Origin of the sequence: Streptomyces sp. NPDC050548, from assembly GCF_044457385.1 — a bacterium.
GTDB lineage: Bacteria > Actinomycetota > Actinomycetes > Streptomycetales > Streptomycetaceae > Streptomyces.
The window spans coordinates 423560-441510 of the sequence record NZ_JBITGV010000006.1 but is presented as its reverse complement, the minus strand read 5'-3'; the positions used below and the strand labels follow the sequence as shown (position 1 = coordinate 441510).

Below are 17951 nucleotides of genomic sequence, written 5' to 3'. Positions count from 1 at the left end.
ACGTATGAAACTCACCGTGGTCGGCGGAGGCTCGACCTACACACCCGAACTCATCGACGGTTTCGCCCGGTTGAGGGACACCCTGCCCGTCGAGGAACTGGTCCTCGTCGACCCGGCGCCCGAACGCCTTGAGCTGGTGGGCGGGTTGGCCCGCCGCATCTTCGCCAAGCAGGGGCACCCCGGAAAGATCGTGACGACGTTCGACCTGGACGCCGGCGTCGAGGGCGCCGACGCGGTGCTGCTCCAGCTCCGCGTCGGCGGCCAGGCCGCCCGCGAGCAGGACGAGACCTGGCCGCTGGAGTGCGGCTGCGTCGGCCAGGAAACGACCGGTGCGGGCGGCCTCGCCAAGGCGCTGCGGACCGTGCCGGTGGTGCTCGACATCGCGGAACGGGTCCGCCGTACCAACCCGGACGCCTGGATCATCGACTTCACCAACCCGGTGGGGATCGTGACCCGCGCCCTGCTCCAGGCCGGCCACAAGGCGGTCGGGCTGTGCAATGTGGCGATCGGCTTCCAGCGGAAGTTCGCCGGGCTGCTCGGGGTCACCCCGAACGATGTGCACCTCGACCATGTGGGCCTCAACCACCTCACCTGGGAGACCGGTGTGCGGCTCGGCGGCCCCGAGGGCGAGAACGTCCTGCCCAAGCTGCTCGGCGAGTTCGGCGACGACATCGCCGCCGACCTGAGCCTGCCCCGGGTGCTGCTCGACCGGCTCGGCGTCGTCCCGTCGTACTACCTGCGGTACTTCTACGCGCACGACGAGGTCGTACGGGAACTCCGTACGAAGCCGTCGCGGGCCTCCCAAGTGGCCGAGATGGAACACGAGTTGCTGAAGATGTACGCCGATCCGGCGCTCGACGAGAAGCCCGCGCTGCTCGCCAAGCGCGGTGGCGCCTACTACTCCGAGGCCGCCGTGGACCTGGCCGCCTCGCTGCTCGGCGGGGGCGGGAGTCCCTACCAGGTGGTGAACACGTACAACAGGGGGACGCTGCCGTTCCTGCCGGACGACGCCGTCATCGAGGTGCAGGCGGCCGTCGGCGCGAAGGGCGCGACGCCGCTCGCCGTGGCCGAAGTCGACCCGCTGTACGCGGGGTTGATGGCCAACGTGACCGCGTACGAGGACCTCGCCCTGGAGGCCGCGCTGCGCGGTGGCCGGGACCGGGTGTTCCGGGCGCTGCTCTCGCATCCCCTGATCGGCCAGTACGAGTACGCCGAGGCCCTGACCGACCAGCTGATCGCGCACAACCGGGAGCACCTCGCGTGGGCCTGACCGCAAGTGTCCTCGCCATCGACGCGGGCAACAGCAAGACCGACGTCGCGGTCGTGGCGGCCGACGGGGAGATCCTCGCCACGGCCCGCGGCGGTGGGTTCCGGCCCCCGGTCGTGGGCATCGAGACGGCGGTGGACAACGTGGCGGAAGCCGTCGCCCGGGCCTTCGCGGACGCGGGGGTGAGCGCGGTCGAGCATGTGTCGGCCTGTCTCGCCAACGCCGACTTCCCCGTGGAGGAGGAGCAGTTGGCCGCCGCGCTGGGCGCGCGCGGGTGGGGCACGAGTGTGCAGGTGCGCAACGACACGTTCGCGGTGCTGCGGGCGGGCATCCCCGAGCCGCGCGGGGTCGCCGTCGTGTGCGGGGCGGGCATCAACTGCGTCGGCATGCGGCCCGACGGCCGTACCGCCCGTTTCCCGGCGCTGGGCCGTATCTCCGGTGACTGGGGCGGCGGTTGGGGCCTGGCGGAGGAGGCCCTGTGGCACGCGGCCCGCGCCGAGGACGGCCGCGGCGGCCCCACGGCCCTGGCGCGTACGCTCCCGGCGTACTTCGGCCTGGACTCCATGTACGCCCTCATCGAGGCCCTGCATTTCGAACACGTCGCGCACCACCGCCGGCACGAGTTGACGCCGGTGCTGTTCGCGACCGCGGTGGACGGCGACCCGGTGGCCCGTTCGATCGTGGACCGGATGGCGGAGGAGGTGGTGGCGATGGCGACGGTCGCGCTGACCCACCTCGACCTGCTCGACGAGGAGGCGCCGGTGCTGCTCGGCGGCAGCGTCCTCGCCGCCCGGCATCCCCAACTGGACGACTGTATAAGGGAGTTGCTGGCCGCCCGGGCACCCAAGGCGGTGGCGACGGTGGTCACCGCGCGGCCGGTCCTCGGCTCGGTGCTGCTGGGGCTGGACCACGTGGGCGTGCCTGCCGAGGCGCATGTACGGGCGCGGGGGTTCTACGAGCACTGACACCCGGGAACCGAACAGATTCCCACGGCGTATTCATGGACAAGGGGGCGGTGGGGGGCGTTGTGTGGTGCCGGAAATCCGGTCATCACGCTGCGATCCGATCAAGATCCAGTGAAGGCCCGTGCGGAATGTCAGTCCTGGCGGCGATACTTGCGGCGACGGGATGACCCTGGGGGAGGTCAGCGGTGACACAACCGCCGAAGAGCAGTACGGCGCCACCGGGCGCAGGCGTGCCCACGATGCCGGCGTTGCCGCCGCAGTCGGGCCGGCCGGGGGCGCCCACGCCCCGGCGTGCGCCGGACGCGGCACCCGCGCGCCGTACGGCCCTCGCCGAGGGCGTCGACCAGTTGCGCGCGGCCGCCACCACCGAGCCGGGGCGGCTGCGGGCCATCGGCGCGCTGCTGGCCCTGCTGGTGGTCGCGTTCGGCGCGGTCACCGCCTGGCAGACCGACAGCCGCGCCTCGGCGGCCGACGACGTGCTGCACCACAGCCAGCCGCTCAGTTCGGACGCGGCGGACATCTACCGCTCGCTCGCGGACGCCAACACGATGGCGGCCACCGGGTATCTGGCGGGTCTGCAGGAGACGCAGGACACCCGCGACCAGTACGAGAAGGACATCAAGAGGGCCGCCTCGAAGCTCGTCACGGCCGCCGCCAACACCGACCCGGGCACGTCGTCCGCGGCCTACATCACGGATCTCAACGAACTCCTGCCGCAGTACAAGGGCCTGGTCGAATCGGCCCGCGCCAACAACCGGCAGGGCTTCCCGGTGGGCGGCGCCTATCTGCGCGCCGCGAACGACACCATGCAGAACAAGATGCTGCCGACGGCCCAGAAGCTCTACCAGAGCGAGAACGCCCGGCTGAGCACCGACTACGGGAACGCGACGCCGTACCCGTGGTTCGCGATCGCCCTCGGGCTCGTCGCGCTCGGCGGACTGGCCTGGGCCCAGCGGCGCAACTACCAGCGCACCAACCGGGTGCTGAACCACGGCCTGGTCGCCGCCTCCGCCACCACCGCGGTCGTCCTGCTCTGGGTGGTCGTCGGCCACACCGTCGCCCGCGCGGGCCTCAACGACTCGTACGACCACGGGGTCAAGTCGCTCAACGTGCTGCACGACGCCCGCATCGCCTCCCTGAAGGCCCGCAGCGACGAGAACCTGACGCTGGTCAGCCGTGGTGCGGAGACGAGGACCCTCCCGGACGACACGGTCAGGGATGCCTACGACTGGGGCTACGACCAGGAGATCGCCGCGCTGGGCAAGGGCCTGAAACTGGCCGACTCGCTCGCCGACGACTCCGCGGGCCGCGCGCCCGTCACGGTCGCCAACAAGTCCATGACGGAGTGGATCTCCCGCCACAAGCAGGTCAGCGCGTACAACAACGAGGGCAACTACCAGAAGGCGCGCGACGGTGTCATCGGCACGGACGATGCGACGGCCGAGTGCTTCCAGGCCGTGGACGCCTCGCTGCAGACGGCGCTGACCCACGAGACCAAGGAGTTCCAGCGGTCCGCGGGTGACGGCCTGGACGCCATGACCGGCCTCACCGTCGGCGCCGCGGTGCTCGCCGTGCTCGGTGCGGCCGGCGCCGTACTGGGCGTCGGGCGCAGGCTGTCGGAGTACCGGTGAAAGGGGGCGTGACCATGCGAGCACGCAGTGACTTTCTTCGCCGCCTGAGGGCTGTACGGCGCCTGCGGATCAGCCTGAAGGGCTGGGGCGGGGTGGGTGCGATGGCGGCCGTCTGCGTCCTCGCGGTCGCGTTCGTCCTGCTGCTGCCGCTCACCCAGTCGCGCGGCGAGACCAGCGCCGACGTCGGCGGACAGCGCACGGCCCAGGGCATCCAGACCAAGGCCGCCAAGTGCGACGACAGCACCATCCAGGACCAGAGTCCGCCCCCGTCGGACGCCGGGGGCAAGACGATCGACGCCATCAAGGCCCGCGGCTTCCTGAAGGTGGGCGTCGACCAGAACAGCTACCGCTGGGGCTACCGCGACCCGAACAGCGCCAAGGGCGACCTGGCGGGTTTCGACATCGACCTCGTCACGGCCATCGCCAAGAACATCTTCGGCAGCGCCTACAACGACGACCGGATCCAGTTCCTGGCCATCCCGACCAACGAGCGCATCCTGGCGGTCCAGAAGAACCGCGTCGACATGGTCGTCCGCACCATGACGATCACCTGTAAACGCGCCGGGCTGGTCGCCTTCTCCGCCCCGTACTTCGTCACCGGCCAGCAGGTCCTCGCCCCGAAGGTGTCGTCGATCACGGGCTACAACGACACCCTCGCGAACAAGCGGGTCTGCTCGGCGAAGACCTCCACGGCGAACGACCATCTGAACGACGACAAGGGCCACAAGATCCCCGCCAGCGTAAAGATCATGGACCCCGTCCCCAACCAGCTGGACTGTCTGGTGAAGCTCCAACTCGGCGAGGCCGACGCGGTGGTGACCGACGGCGCGCTCGCCGCCAGCCAGGCCGCGCAGGACCCGACGGTGGAGCTGAAGGGCAGCCCCTTCACCACCGAGTACTACGGCGTGGCGATGAACCTGCAGGCCACCGATCTGGTACAGCGGGTCAACCGAATACTGGAGACCTACCGCACCAGCCCCGACGGCTGGCGGGCGTCGTACGACAAATGGCTGCTGCCCACGCTGCGCGGGGGCTCGAAGTCGGCCAACCCGCCCGTACCGAAGTACAAGTGACGGACCGTCAACAACCGAACGGCACGGACACGGACCACCGACGGAACACAACGCAGCGAGAGGTGATCGATGGGCGTCACGGGACCCCCCGGGCCGGTAATGGACCGGGACGAGGTGGACCGTGCGCTGGCGCGGCTCGGCGCGGAGCACGAGGCCATCGAGACCTCGCTCCTCGCCCTGCAGGACCACGCGGGCCGCAGACTCCTCGAAGGCGCCGAGCTGACCGGCACGACCAAGGAGCGCTGGGCGACCACCGAGGCGTCGATCACGCTGCTGTGGGCGTACTTCGACGCGTACACGGACGCGTTCCACGCCGCCCAGAGCATCCGTTCCCGGCGCCGCTGGTCCAACCGTGAGGACCTGGTCGAGCTGACCGAGCTGCTGCGCGGCGAGTCCGTGACGGTCGCCGGATCCACCACGGCGACCGCCAACGCGCCGACGCTGACGGGCAGTTCGAGCAAGCTCAGCCATCAGTTCTCGCTGAGCGCGCTGGTCGACGAGATGAACGACCTGTACGCGACCTCTCTCGACATGGTCGTCACGTCCGACGCGGTGTGGTCCGCGCTGCCCGCCCGGATCGATTTACTGGCCGCGGAGTTGCAGCGCACCCGCCAGCTGGCCCACTCGGTCGGCGTCCGCCCGGGCGAGCACCCGGCGGGCGACGACCTGGAGCGCATCACCACCACCCTGACCGAGCTGCGCGAGCGGGTCATCTCCGACCCGCTGGCCTTCTGGATCCGCGCGCAGGGCAGTTCGGCCCCTGGCGGCGGCCGGCCCGACACCACGGTCTACGACCGGGAGGCGCGCGCCCTGGAGGAGGTACGGCGGGAGATCGACGCCGTACTGACCGTCCGGCAGGACGCCGAGGCGCGGCTGGTGAAGCTGCGGGACGTGCTCTCGCGCGCGGACCGCACGCTCGCCGAGGCGCGCACCGCGCGCGGTGAGGTCCTCGCGAAGATCGCGGCCACGGAGGTGCCGGTCGTCAGTGGACCGCCCACCGTGCTGCAGGAGCAGCTGTCGACGGCCGCCGAGTACCGCAGACACGCCCAGTGGCACCGCCTGTCGCCGCTCCTGGAGTCCCTGGAGCAGAAGGCCGAGGACGAACTGCTGCGCGCCCGCGAGTCGTTGACGGCGGTCACCCAGCCGCTGGCGGTCCGTGCGGAGCTGCGCGGCCGGCTCGACGCGTACAAGGCGAAGGTCGCCCGGCACGGCCTCGCGGAGGACCCGTTCCTCATCGAGCGGTACGACGCGGCGCGCCGCATGCTGTGGAGCGCGCCCTGCGACCTGCGCGTCGCGGAACAGGCGGTGCTGCGCTACCAGCACGCCGCCGCCGAGCAGTTGAGCACTCCCCGGCCCCCGCCGCAGGGTGGTCCCGAGGACCAGAGGGGGCCGGGCGCGTGAGTGACGAGGGAGAAGCAGGGTCGGTCATGAGTGAGGCACAGCGGAAGTGTCAGCGGCCCGGCTGCGAGGGGTCGTACGAGGACATGGGCGGCGGCGAGCTGTACTGCGACACCTGCGGTCTCGCGCCGGTGGTGGCGGCCAACGGATCGCTCGGTTCACCGCCCACCGGGATGACCGGCGGCAAGGGGGGCTCGCGGGGTTCGGGCAGCAGTTCCCGTGTCAGCAGCCGCAGTTCGCGTACGTCGTCGCAGTCGTCGAAGTCGCGGCGCTCGGTGTCGGGCCGGCTCTCGCGCTCGGTGTCGGGGCAGTCGTCGGGCCGCTCGGTGTCGGTGCGCAGCTCCGGTTCGTCGTCGGCGTCCTCGACACGCGGCCGGCTCGGGGTCGGCCTGGTGCAGGTGCCGGACGTGCCGCGGCCCGACCCGCGCGCGATGGTGCTGGAGAACCCGGAGGTGCCCGAGCGCAAGCGGTTCTGCTCGCGCTCGGACTGCGGTGCGCCGGTGGGGCGTTCGCGCGGTGACAGCCCGGGGCGGACGGAGGGGTTCTGCACCAAGTGCGGCAACCCGTACTCGTTCACGCCCAAGCTGGCCGGCGGTGACGTCGTGCACGGCCAGTACGAGGTCGTGGGCTGTCTGGCGCACGGCGGCCTGGGCTGGGTCTACCTCGCCGTGGACCGCGCGGTCTCCGACCGCTGGGTGGTGCTCAAGGGTCTCCTCGACACCGGCGACGAGGACGCGATGGCCGCCGCGATCTCCGAGCGGCGCTTCCTCGCCGAGATCGAGCACTCCAACATCGTGCGGATCTACAACTTCGTGGAGCACCTGGACCAGCGGACGGGTTCGCTGGACGGGTACATCGTCATGGAGTACGTCGGCGGCAAGTCCCTCAAGGAGATCGCCAACGACCGCCGTACGGCGACCGGGAAGCGCGATCCACTGCCGGTGGAGCAGGCGTGCGCGTACGGCATCGAGGCCCTTGAGGCGCTCGGCCATCTGCACAGCCGCAACCTGCTGTACTGCGACTTCAAGGTCGACAACGCGATCCAGACCGAGGACCAGCTCAAGCTGATCGACATGGGCGCGGTGCGCAGAATGGACGACGAGGAGTCGGCCATCTACGGCACGGTCGGCTACCAGGCGCCGGAGGTGGCGGAGGTCGGCCCGTCGGTGGCGTCCGACATCTACACCGTCGGCCGGACCCTGGCCGTCCTCACCTTCGACTTCCAGGGCTACACGAACGTCTTCGTGGACTCGCTGCCCGACCCGGACAACATCGAGGTGTTCCGCCGCTACGAGTCGTTCTACCGGCTCCTGGTGCGCGCCACCGACCCGGACCCGGCCCGCCGGTTCGCCTCCGCGCAGGAGATGGCCGAGCAGCTGACGGGCGTGCTGCGGGAGGTCGTCTCGCTGCAGACCGGCCGCGCCCGCCCGTCCCTGTCCACCCTGTTCGGCCCCGAACTCAAGGTCACGGACACGGAGTTGTTCCCGAAGCTGGACGGGGACGTGTCGCTGCTGGGGGCGCGGGTGGTGCGGCCCCGGAAGAAGGCGGGCACCCGCGTCGACGCCGCGCTGCCCGCCGCCAACGGGGCGGCCACTGGGTCGGTCAATGGCTCGGCGGGTGCCGCCCCGGACCTCGTCAAGCAGGTCGACTCCCCCGCCGTGGCCCTCGCCCTGCCCGTGCCGCACGTCGACCCGACCGACCCCAACGCGGGCTTCCTGGCCGGGCTGATGACGACCGCGGCGACCGAACTCCTCGGCGCCCTCGCGTCCGCGCCCTCGCCGTCCGTGGAGACCCGGCTGCGGCAGATCAGGGCCTGGCTGGAGAACGGCGACTCGTACACCGCGCTGGACGCCCTGGCCAAGCTGGAGGACGAGCGGCCCGACGACTGGCGGGTGGTCTGGTACCGGGGCGTGGCCGCTCTCGCGACCCGCGACTTCGAGGCCGCCGCGCTCTCCTTCGACGCGATCTACGACGCCTTCCCGGGCGAGCCCGCGCCGAAGCTGGCGCTCGGCCTCTGCGCCGAGGTGCTGGGGCAGCTGGACAACGCGGCCGAGTACTACCACCTGGTGTGGTCGACCGACCCGAGCTATGTGAGCGCGGCCTTCGGCCTGGCCCGCGTCCAGCTCGCGACCGGCGACCGCGCGGGCTCCGTACGGACGCTGGAGTCGGTGTCGGAGGCCTCGATCCACTACACGGCCGCGCGCGTGGCCGCCGTACGGGCGCGGCTGCGGCGGCGGACCGCGACGGCGGGCGACACGCCGTTCCTGGACGATCTGACCGCGTCCGCCGGACAGGTGGAGGCGCTGGAGGGATACGGTCTGGACGCGGTGCGGCGCGAGCAGTTGTCGGCCGAGGTCCTCGGCTGCGCCCTCGACTGGATACTCTCCGGAGGCCAGGGTTCCGTGCCGCCGACGCGGCCGGAACTGCTCGGCAACGAGCTGGACGAGCGGGGACTCCGCTTCGGCCTGGAGCGTTCGTACCGCACGCTGGCCCGGCTGGCGCGGGGCGGCGAGGAGAGGATCGACCTGGTGGAACGTGCCAACCGTTACCGCCCCCGGACGTGGGTGTAGTTGATGTCCCAGATGCCCCAGCTGTCCGCCTGCCCGAGCTGCGAGGAGCCGCTCGAATCGGGTGACCGCTTCTGCGGCGCCTGCGGGTACGACCTCTCGGCCGTGCCCGCGCCGCCGGACGACCACCCGACGCTGACCATGAACGGCGCGGGATCGCTCCTTCCCGAGGAGGCCACGGACGTGAACTGGCCCGTGGTCCCCCAGCCGGAGGGTCCCGAGAGCGCGCCGACGGTCCATCTGCCCACCGACCTGGCCGGCACCGACTCGGGCGGCACCCCGCTGCCGACCGACTCCCCGCTGCCGCCGACCGGTTCACCGGTCTCCCCGGCCACGGGCGTACGGTTCGACCGGCCGCCGGAGCCCGACGAGTACCCGCTGCAGGCGCCGGACCCACGGGTCGCCGCCGATCTGGGGACCCCGGCCGAGGGCACCAAGGTGTGCGTGGCCTGCCGGTCGGGCCGGGTCGACCCGGACGGCTACTGCGAGAACTGCGGGCACGCCCAGCCCCGCGAACGCGACCACATGGAACAGGAGTCGGGCCCGCTCGCGGCGGTCAGCGACCGCGGGCTGCGCCACCACCGCAACGAGGACGCCTTCGCCGTAGGACAGTGCGCGCTGCCGGACGGGGCGCCCGCGCTCGTGGCGGTCGTGTGCGACGGGGTGTCCTCGGCGACCCGGCCCGACGCGGCCTCGCTGGCCGCGTCGCAGAAGGCGGGTGAGTCGCTGCTGGCCGCGCTGCCGCAGGGCACGCATCCGCAGCAGGCGATGCACGAGGCGATCATCGCGGCCTCGCACGCGGTCAACTCCCTTGCGGAGGAGCCCGCGACGGCCCGCGAGCACGCCCCGCACCAGAACGCGCCGGCCTGCACCCTGGTCGCCTCCGTCGTCACCCCGGCGCTGCTCGTGGTCGGCTGGGTCGGCGACAGTCGCGCCTACTGGATCCCGGTGGACCGCAGTTCACCGCCGGCCCGGCTCACGGAGGACGACTCGTGGGCGGCGCAGATGGTCGCCGCGGGTCTGATGAGCGAGGCGGAGGCCTACGCCGACGAGCGCGCCCACGCGATCACCGGCTGGCTCGGCGCGGACGCGTACGAACTGGAGCCGCACACGGCTTCCTTCAAACCGGACCGGCCGGGTGTAGTGGTGGTGTGCACGGACGGCCTGTGGAACTACGCGGAGTCGGCCGAGGAGATGGCCGAGGTCGTGCCTCCCGATGCCATGGTCCGCCCGCTGCACAGCGCCCAGGTCCTGGTCGGTCACGCGCTGGACGGCGGGGGCCACGACAACGTAACAGTGGCCGTCGTGCCGTTCCCGGCCCCGCCGCAAGGGGCAGTAATCGGCTGAGGCCGCGCAAACGGGGACGGTCTCGGACCGGAGGGGACCGGTCCGCTCATAGTCATCGCCCCATTCAGGTGGGGTAGTTGAGGGGGATCAGAGTAGGTATGGCCAATTTCTCGAAGTCGAACGTGCCGCAGTTCTCGGTGGACGTGTACCAGAACGAGTACCTGCCCGAGGGCGGCCGGGAGGTCAACGCGATCGTCACCGTGACCTCGACCGGCGGCGGCACCGTGGGGAGCGCGGTCGCGGCACCCCATCTGTACTCGCCGGGGCAGGGCCCGGACGCGGCCGTGGCGATCATGGTCGACTGCTCGGGGTCGATGGACTACCCGCCGACCAAGATGCGCAACGCCCGGGACGCCACCGCCGCCGCGATCGACACCCTGCGCGACGGGGTGCACTTCGCGGTGATCGGCGGCACGCACATCGCCAAGGAGGTCTATCCGGGCAACGGGCGGCTCGCGGTCGCCGACGCCACCACCCGCGACCAGGCCAAGCAGGCGCTGCGCAAGCTGAGCGCGGGCGGCGGCACCGCGATCGGCACCTGGCTGCGCCTCGCCGACCGGCTCCTGTCCTCGGCCGACGTCTCCATACGCCACGGCATCGTCCTCACCGACGGCCGCAACGAGCACGAGTCGCCGGAGGACCTGAAGGCCGCCCTCGACGCCTGTGCCGGACGCTTCACCGCTGACGCCCGCGGTGTCGGCACCGACTGGGAAGTGAAAGAAGTCACAGGGATCGCCTCCGCGCTGCTCGGGACGGCCGACATCGTCGCCGACCCGGCCAACCTCGCCGCCGATTTCACGAAGATGATGGAGACGGCGATGGGCAAGGAGGTCGCGGACGTCGCGCTGCGGCTGTGGACGCCGGTGGGCACGGCCATCAAGTTCGTCAAGCAAGTCGCGCCCCGGGTCGAGGAGTTGACCGACCGCCGCACCGAGGCGGGCCCACGCGCCGGGGACTACCCCACCGGGTCCTGGGGAGACGAGTCCCGTGACTACCACGTGTGCGTCGAGGTCCCCGAGGCAGGCATCGGCCAGGAGATGCTCGCCGCCCGGGTCTCGCTGGTCGTCCCGCAGCCCGACGGAACCACTCAGAACCTGGGCGCCCAGGGCCTGGTGAAGGCCGTGTGGACCGACGACATGGTGGCGTCCACGTCCATCAACCCCCAGGTCGCGCACTACACCGGCCAGGCCGAACTGGCGCAAGTCATCCAACAAGGTCTCGATCTTCGCAAATCGGGTGATGTCGATGGAGCAACGGCCAAACTGGGACGGGCCGTTCAGCTCGCCAGCGTCTCCGGAAACGCGGATACTGCGAAACTGCTTGCGAAGGTGGTGGACGTGGTCGATGCCGCGGCGGGTACTGTGCGACTGAAGGCGAAGGTCGCGGAGGCCGACGAGATGACCCTCGAAACACGGTCCACAAAGACTGTTCGTGTAAAAAAGTGACCTAGCCAGAACAACCCTGCGAGAAAGGGGGACGAGCCGACATGCCGACCTGCCCGAACGGACACCAGTCGGGTTCCGACGACTGGTGCGAGGTCTGCGGTCACCGCATGGCCGGTGCCGTACCCCCGCCCCCTCCCCCGCCTCCCCCCGGCGGCGGCTACGGCTTCCCGCCGCCCGCGCGCCCGAACTCCGAGGCGGAGCTCTGCCCGCAGTGCCGTACGCCCCGTGAGGGCGGTGCGCCGTTCTGCGAGGAGTGCCGGTGGAACTTCCTCACCAACACGGCCACCTCGTACACCCCGGCGGCCCCGCGCCCGTCGAACCCCGGCCCGAGCCCGGCGGCCCGCTTCCAGCAGCCGCCGCCCGGTCCGACGTACGGCGGTGACTCCTACGAGTACCAGGGCTCGCGCCCCTCACAGATGAACCGCCCGGCCGAGCCGATACCCCCGTTCGGCAACGAACCGACGAACCGGTCGGCGAGGCCGGGAGGTGCGGGTGGACCCGGAGGGCCCGGAGGCGCCGGCGGTCCTGGAGGCCAAGGGGGACCCGGCGGTCCTGGGGGTCCGAACGGTCCCGGTGCCTTCGGTGGGGAGCGGCAGCAGGGCGGTCCTGGCGCCCCCGGCGGCGCGCAGGGCTTCGGCGGCGAACGGCAGGGCGGTCCCGGTGGGGCTGGTGGCCCCGGTGGCCAGGGTTCGCAGGGCTTCGGCAATGAGCGGCAAGGTGGGCCCGGCGGCCCCGGCGGCTCGCAAGGTTTCGGCAACGAGCGGTCGGGGGGCCCCGGCGGTCCGTCGGGCTTCGGCGGTGAGCGCCAGGGCGGCGGTCCCGGTGGCGCGTCGGGCTTCGGTGGCGAGCGGCAGGGCGGCCCGGGCGGGACTTCAGGTTTCGGCGGTGAGCGTCAGGGCGGTGGCCCCGGCGGTGCGTCCGGCTTCGGCGGCGAGCGGCAGGGCGGCGGTCCCGCGCCCTTCGGCGGCAACGACCCGGCCGGCCCGCCGCGACCGTTCGGCAACGACCCCTCCGGCCCGCCCCCGCCTCCGCCCTTCGGCAACGAGGCGTCCGGTCGGCGGCCGTTCGGCAATGAGCAACCCCCGGGCCCCGGCGGCCAGTTCGGCAACGAGCGCCCCGGCCAGGGCGACTTCGGCGGTGGCCGCCCCGGTGCCTTCGGCGGCGAGCGGCAGGGCGGTGGTCCCGGTGGTCCCGGCGGCCCCGGCGGCGCACAGGGCTTCGGCGGCGACCCCTCCGGTCCCCCGCGACCGTTCGGCAACGAGCCCTCGAACCCGCAGGGCCCCTCCAACTTCGGCCCCGACCCCTCGCGGCCGGTCCCGCCGCCGCCAGGACCCACGCCCCCCGCGGGCCCGGGTCAGACGAGCGGCGCCCCGCAGGCGTTCCAGCAGTCCGCCCCGTCGGCCCCGCCCGGGTTCCCGCAGGAGACGAGCCGTCCGCAGCAGGGCGGCCCGTCCTTCGGCGGCGGTGACGACGACTGGGTGATCTCCCCGCCGACCCCCGGCTCCCCGGCCGGTCCCGGTGGTCCCGGACAGGGCGGTGGCGGCTACGGCTACCCGCAGCCCGGTTCCACCCAGGCCCCGCCCCCACCCCGCCCGGCGTACCAGCAGCCGACGACCTGGCTGGCGACGATCGGCCCGGACCGCGAGTACTTCATGGCGATGATGCAGCGCTCGGGTCCGGAGGCCGCGGGTCTCAACCTGCCCGCGTACTCCCCCGAGCAGCAGCGCCAGCTCACCGGCAACCAGATCACCATCGGCCGCCGTCGGCACTCCACCGGCGAGTCCCCCGACATCGACCTGTCGGTGCCGCCGGAGGACCCGGGCGTCTCGCACCAGCACGCGGTACTGGTCCAGCAGCCCGACGGCAGCTGGGCGGTCGTCGACCAGAACTCGACGAACGGTACGACGGTCAACGGCGGCGAGGAGCCCATCCAGCCCTTCGTCCCGGTGCCGTTGCAGGACGGGGACCGGGTGCACGTCGGCGCGTGGACGACGATCACGGTCCGCAGGGGATGACGGACGTCACTGGAGGGGCCAGCTGTACGGCCCCTCCGGATCGTCCAGCCACGCCCGCACCCGGCCGTCGGCGACCGTGACGCCGTAGCGCTCGCGTCCCGGTCTCCCTTCGCGCTCCCACAGCTCGCGGGCGTCCTGCGGGTCGAGGGTGCCGTGGGTGAGGGTGAGCAGGAAGCGGAAGAGTTCGTGGTCGCCGGACCGGTGCGGGATCCCGTCCCCCGGGGCGGGCCCGGTGCCGCGCAGGGGCACGAAGTACGCGGCGGTGTCGAGGAAGGTGCCCTCGGCGTGCTCGGCGTCCCGCACGGTGAGCGCGATCAGTCCGGTGGCGAGCGGGGCCAGGACGCGGGCGCCTGGACGGCACTGGGCGAGCCAGGCGGGCGGCACCGAGGGCAGGGCGCAGGTCGCGATGATCCGGTCGTAGGGGGCGTGTTCGGGGACTCCGCGGGCGCCGTCGCCGGTGACGACTCTCGGGCGGTACCCGGCCTCGGCGAGGTGGGTGCGCGCGGACTCGGTGATCTCCGGTTCCAGGTCGACGGTGGTCACCAGGCCGTCGCCGAGCCGATGGGCGAGCAGCGCCGCGTTGTAGCCGGTGCCCGCGCCGATCTCCAGCACCCGGCTGCCGTCCGTCACCTCCAGCTCGACGAGCATCCTGGCCATCAGCGAGGGCTGGCTGCTGGACGACACCAGCTCCCCGTCCCGCAGCCGGGTGGCCAGCGGGACGTCGGCGTACACCCCGCGCAGCCAGCGCTCCCGGACGCGCGGGTCGGGGCTGCCGCCCCACAGCCGCTCGTAGCCGCCGGCGACGCCGACGTAGTAGTAGGGCACGAAGAGATGCCGCGGCACCGCCTCGAACACCGCCCGCCACCCCGGGTCCGCGTCCCACGCCCCGCTCAGCCCGATCCGCCGCACCAGCTCCGCCCGCGCGGGGCCGGCCACGGCGTCCAGTTCCCTCCCGAGAGCGTGCGCACCCATACGTCCACTGTCCTGCGGTACGGCCGGGGAGGCGAGCGGTCCGCTCCTCGGTCAAGGTCCTAAGTCCGAAGTCCTCGGTAATGCACGGATCGTTTGTAACAACTTTCTGTAGCTGGTGAAAGCCCAGCTCAGGACGGGTGCCGGGGGCGGCTCGTCGGCCAGTTCCGGAGCGTAGTCAGGCGGAGGGTGGCCGGACGGTGCCGCCCTCGACCGACCGGCGCCAGGCACCGGAACGCAACAACTGGGTCTTCACCCGCGACCACCACGGGGTCCGGCTCCTGGTCTTGAATGCGGCCTCATCCCGCACCGCGTCGGCAAGCTGCCGGTCTGCTAGGTCAACGGTCTTCGCGAAGTCCTCGACCTCCGCCCACTTCTCGTCGGCCGCAGCCCACATGTCCGCGTTGCTGTGGTGAGCCGTGGCACGGGCGTGCAGCTCGCGCCACTCCGAGAGGGCACGGTTCCAGTGGTTGAACGCCGCCAGGGAGAGAGTGTCCAGGGCCCGGATCGCGGGCGAGCCGAACATCTCCAGTTGAGCCTGCATCAGCATGAACGCCTTGAATTCACCCTCGGCATCGAGGAGGGCTGCCTTGGCTGACTTGGTGTGGAGTACGTCCGCCCGGTGCTGAGCCAGAACCCGGCGTACCCGCAGTGCCTCAGGGAGTCCCGTTGTCGTTTGTGCTCATTCCGTCGCGCCCCCGTCGAGACGCAGGCCGATAGTGCGAAGCTTCGCGTAATCGGCGTCGGTGAGTTCCGGCGCGCGCTCCACGATCTTCTGCACGTAGTGCTTGACGGAAAGCTGAGCGGCGCGCGCCTTACGGGCGCGCTCATGCGCTGCCTCGGGCGAGATGGTGTACTTCCTCGGCACGGGATCTGCCCCTTCACGGGTGATCTCTCCGTGCCCCTCACGGTTGCGCGGCCGGGTTCCTCGGCGACCGCTCCCCTCCCCGATATCCGGGGCCGATTCAATAATAGCCGCTTTTCTAAGCCGCTAAACCCTCACCCAGCCCCGCCACCCGGATTCTGTAGGTTCCTATTTATTCGAACCGGCCATTTAACGAAATAGGGGCCTGCCCCCTGATCCGGTGCCGGTCGGAATTAGGCGGCAGGCCCGATACCCAGCATAATCGAGTTACGAAACCTTTCCCACCGGCCGAATCAGGCGGATCGAATGGAAGACGAAATGAATGCCGCTGCGGCGGCCCGGCGACTGGGCGTTTCCGAGCCTGCCGTCCGCAAGATGATGTCGGCCGGTCGGCTGCACAACCGGGCCCGCACCGGCCCGGCGCTCGTCGCCTCGGCCGACGTCGACCGCGTCATGACCGAGCGACGCACTGAAGCCCTCGGCCGCCACCCGGACACGATGGCGTTCGCCCGGCAGGTACGGGCACAGCTCTGGCCCGAGGAGGCCCTCACACGTGAGGTCGTCCTCGCCGACGGCCGCACAGAACGCTGGGCCACTGGCGGGTACTACCCGGCCGCCGGACAGGTCGCCCCGGCCTCGGGCCGGGAGGCCCTGCGTACCCTCACCCCGGACGCGGCAGCCGTGTTCGGCCGAGCCGCCGTGGAGGTCGCCGCCACGGACCCGAAGGCGTTTGCCGGGTCGTGCAGGTTCTGCTTCGCCGACACGAGTGCCCGGGTGCACGGCGGACTCCGGCCGACCGACGCTCCGCCGTACCGGGTGCTGCTCGGGGAGCCGTGCGCAGCCGACGTGCAGTGCTGGCGGGCCGAGGGTGAATCCCGGCGGCAGGAGGTGACCCGGCTGAGGATCACCGAGGAGCGCGCCCGGCGGTCGGCCGAACAGGACCGCACCCGGAGGGAGTTCCGGGCCGCACAGGACGCAGCCCGTACGGCCGCTCAGCGGCTCCAGAGCGCGACTCAGGCCATGTCGACCCCTCGATACGCCGTCAGGCGGCAGCTCAGGCCCGGAGCCGGGCCACCTTCAGCCACACGCCGGTTCCGGGCTGGAAGCGCGTCAGCACGGTGCCCCCGGGCTGCGACTGCGACGCCCACCACCAGTGCGCCGCGCACGCGGAGAGCGACCGTCAGGCGGCCCTGAAGCCCGGGTTCTACCGGCGGCCGTCATGAAGTCCGGGGCGTGCGCCTGCACGGGCGAGGGCCGCAGCTTGCGGCCGTGCCTGGCGCACTTCGCCGCCCTGCCGCCCGCCGAGCGGAGCCGGGTTCTCCTACGGCTCGGCCTCTCCAACCCTCGCCCATCCAGGAGGAGTTGACCATGTCCGGTGAACTGGACCGAGAACGCGTACGGATAGCCGAGGCCGGGCGGGAGGCGCTGGCCGACATCCAGCGAGCCTCGGCCGAGGCGTCGGCGGCCGTCGTGCGAGTGATCGAGCAGCAGACCGGCATCACGCTGGCCCCCGTGAAGCCGTCCGTGATGGACGCTCACTTCTCCGAGCTGGTCCGGATGGAGCGGCAGGCCGCCGCGTACGTCGAGGCGATGCGGATCGTCCGGCAGTGGATGCTGCCCACCGATCCGCGTCGCCTCGGCGAGCTGATGCCCGAGCTGCTGGAGGACGTGCGGGAGCAGATCGCGGACAGCTTGGTCCGGGCGGGCCTCAGTTGAACACTTCCCCCTCACTGATCAACCCCGGGCAGCGCAGGAGGCTGCGGGCCTTCGTCGCCGACCACCCGGGCCTTACGCGCCCCGAGCTCATGGCGGCGGCCGACCGCGTCCAGATGCGGATGCTCATCACCGACGGCCTGACCGAGGTCCACAACCGGTCGATGGTCCGGCAGGACGACGACGGCCGGTACTGGCCCGCCTGAGCTGGGTGGACCACTTGCCGGCCTTTAACTAAATCGGTCCGTGCCCCGCCTCGAACTCCGCCACGCCCGGTTCGTTGTCCAGCCAGTGCTGGCACACCGTCCAGTGGACGCGCGAGCTGCCCTCGTCCCTTACGTACACGTCCGCCACGAGCGGCCCGTCACACCACTTCTTGCCGTGCGTGCTGCACACGGTGTTGTCCCGTTGCGGCTGCGGGGCGGGCCATCGTTCGATCTCCACGATGTGGGACTTCATGACACGGCAGCGTAGCCGTGTCCTCGTGTTGTCCCCAGCCGGGGACAACACGAGGACACGGGAGCAGTTGTCCCGGGACACGGGGACAGGCCGCCGGGACAGAGCAGGGACACAGGGACAGCCGACAGGGACAAGGACAAGGGCCGTGACACCAGGCGGGACATGTCCCTGTCGGCTGTCCTGCCTGATGTCCCCGTGTCCGGCCCGAGCGGGATCAGAGGACCCGCCTCCGGTGCT

Annotated in this window: 16 protein-coding genes; 12 read left to right on the top strand and 4 right to left on the bottom strand. The window is 71.8% G+C overall.

Annotation, left to right across the window (positions count from 1 at the left end):
• Positions 1-4 precede the first annotated feature (4 nt).
• The 9 genes from ACIBJH_RS20030 (at position 5) to ACIBJH_RS19990 (ending at position 13708) form a co-directional block, all read left to right on the top strand.
• On the top strand, positions 5-1270 hold the full coding sequence (locus ACIBJH_RS20030; protein ID WP_399118152.1) for a 6-phospho-beta-glucosidase: 1266 nt from the start codon (positions 5-7) through the stop codon (positions 1268-1270).
• Positions 1261-2232, top strand: coding sequence for an N-acetylglucosamine kinase (locus tag ACIBJH_RS20025; protein WP_399118151.1), 972 nt, complete (start codon positions 1261-1263; stop codon positions 2230-2232). Before ACIBJH_RS20030 ends, ACIBJH_RS20025 begins: the two co-directional genes overlap by 10 nt.
• A 185-nt stretch (positions 2233-2417) precedes the next feature.
• The gene (locus ACIBJH_RS20020) at positions 2418-3863 is read left to right on the top strand and encodes a hypothetical protein (protein WP_399118150.1); all 1446 of its coding nucleotides are present in this window, start codon (positions 2418-2420) and stop codon (positions 3861-3863) included.
• A 14-nt stretch (positions 3864-3877) separates the two neighbouring features.
• Complete coding sequence (locus ACIBJH_RS20015) at positions 3878-4936, top strand: glutamate ABC transporter substrate-binding protein (protein ID WP_399118149.1); 1059 nt, start codon at positions 3878-3880, stop codon at positions 4934-4936.
• A 69-nt stretch (positions 4937-5005) separates the two neighbouring features.
• The gene (locus ACIBJH_RS20010; protein WP_399118148.1) at positions 5006-6337 is read left to right on the top strand and encodes a hypothetical protein; all 1332 of its coding nucleotides are present in this window, start codon (positions 5006-5008) and stop codon (positions 6335-6337) included.
• Positions 6338-6363: 26 nt separating this feature from the next.
• On the top strand, positions 6364-8904 hold the full coding sequence (locus ACIBJH_RS20005; protein ID WP_399118147.1) for a tetratricopeptide repeat protein: 2541 nt from the start codon (positions 6364-6366) through the stop codon (positions 8902-8904).
• Positions 8905-10248 (top strand): PP2C family serine/threonine-protein phosphatase, encoded by a 1344-nt coding sequence (locus ACIBJH_RS20000; RefSeq protein ID WP_399118146.1) that lies wholly within the window; start codon positions 8905-8907, stop codon positions 10246-10248.
• A 98-nt stretch (positions 10249-10346) separates the two neighbouring features.
• Positions 10347-11693: a VWA domain-containing protein gene (locus tag ACIBJH_RS19995; RefSeq protein ID WP_399118145.1), complete on the top strand. Its 1347-nt coding sequence runs from the start codon at positions 10347-10349 to the stop codon at positions 11691-11693.
• Between the two features lie 41 nt (positions 11694-11734).
• A complete protein-coding gene (locus tag ACIBJH_RS19990; RefSeq protein WP_399118144.1) occupies positions 11735-13708 on the top strand; it encodes an FHA domain-containing protein in 1974 nt (657 codons plus the stop codon).
• Between the two features lie 6 nt (positions 13709-13714).
• Here ACIBJH_RS19990 and ACIBJH_RS19985 read toward each other — a convergent pair whose 3' ends face one another.
• The 3 genes from ACIBJH_RS19985 to ACIBJH_RS19975 all read right to left on the bottom strand — a co-directional run bounded on the left by ACIBJH_RS19985 (position 13715) and on the right by ACIBJH_RS19975 (position 15545).
• The gene (locus ACIBJH_RS19985; protein WP_399118143.1) at positions 13715-14680 is read right to left on the bottom strand and encodes a methyltransferase domain-containing protein; all 966 of its coding nucleotides are present in this window, start codon (positions 14678-14680) and stop codon (positions 13715-13717) included.
• Positions 14681-14855: 175 nt separating this feature from the next.
• Positions 14856-15227, bottom strand: coding sequence for a hypothetical protein (locus tag ACIBJH_RS19980; RefSeq protein WP_399118142.1), 372 nt, complete (start codon positions 15225-15227; stop codon positions 14856-14858).
• A gap of 132 nt (positions 15228-15359) precedes the next feature.
• Positions 15360-15545, bottom strand: coding sequence for a hypothetical protein (locus ACIBJH_RS19975; RefSeq protein ID WP_399118141.1), 186 nt, complete (start codon positions 15543-15545; stop codon positions 15360-15362).
• Between the two features lie 315 nt (positions 15546-15860).
• Between ACIBJH_RS19975 and ACIBJH_RS19970 the strand changes: the two genes are divergently transcribed.
• From ACIBJH_RS19970 to ACIBJH_RS19960, 3 genes are all read left to right on the top strand, one after another.
• Positions 15861-16736 (top strand): hypothetical protein, encoded by an 876-nt coding sequence (locus ACIBJH_RS19970; protein ID WP_399118140.1) that lies wholly within the window; start codon positions 15861-15863, stop codon positions 16734-16736.
• Between the two features lie 174 nt (positions 16737-16910).
• Positions 16911-17258, top strand: a complete 348-nt coding sequence (locus ACIBJH_RS19965; RefSeq protein ID WP_399118139.1) for a hypothetical protein — start codon at positions 16911-16913, stop codon at positions 17256-17258.
• Positions 17255-17461, top strand: coding sequence for a hypothetical protein (locus ACIBJH_RS19960; protein WP_399118138.1), 207 nt, complete (start codon positions 17255-17257; stop codon positions 17459-17461). The genes ACIBJH_RS19965 and ACIBJH_RS19960 overlap by 4 nt, the downstream gene beginning before the upstream one ends.
• A 28-nt stretch (positions 17462-17489) precedes the next feature.
• On the opposite strand, the gene ACIBJH_RS19955 is transcribed toward ACIBJH_RS19960, so the two are convergent.
• On the bottom strand, positions 17490-17714 hold the full coding sequence (locus ACIBJH_RS19955; RefSeq protein ID WP_399118137.1) for a hypothetical protein: 225 nt from the start codon (positions 17712-17714) through the stop codon (positions 17490-17492).
• Between the last annotated feature and the right edge of the window lie 237 nt (positions 17715-17951).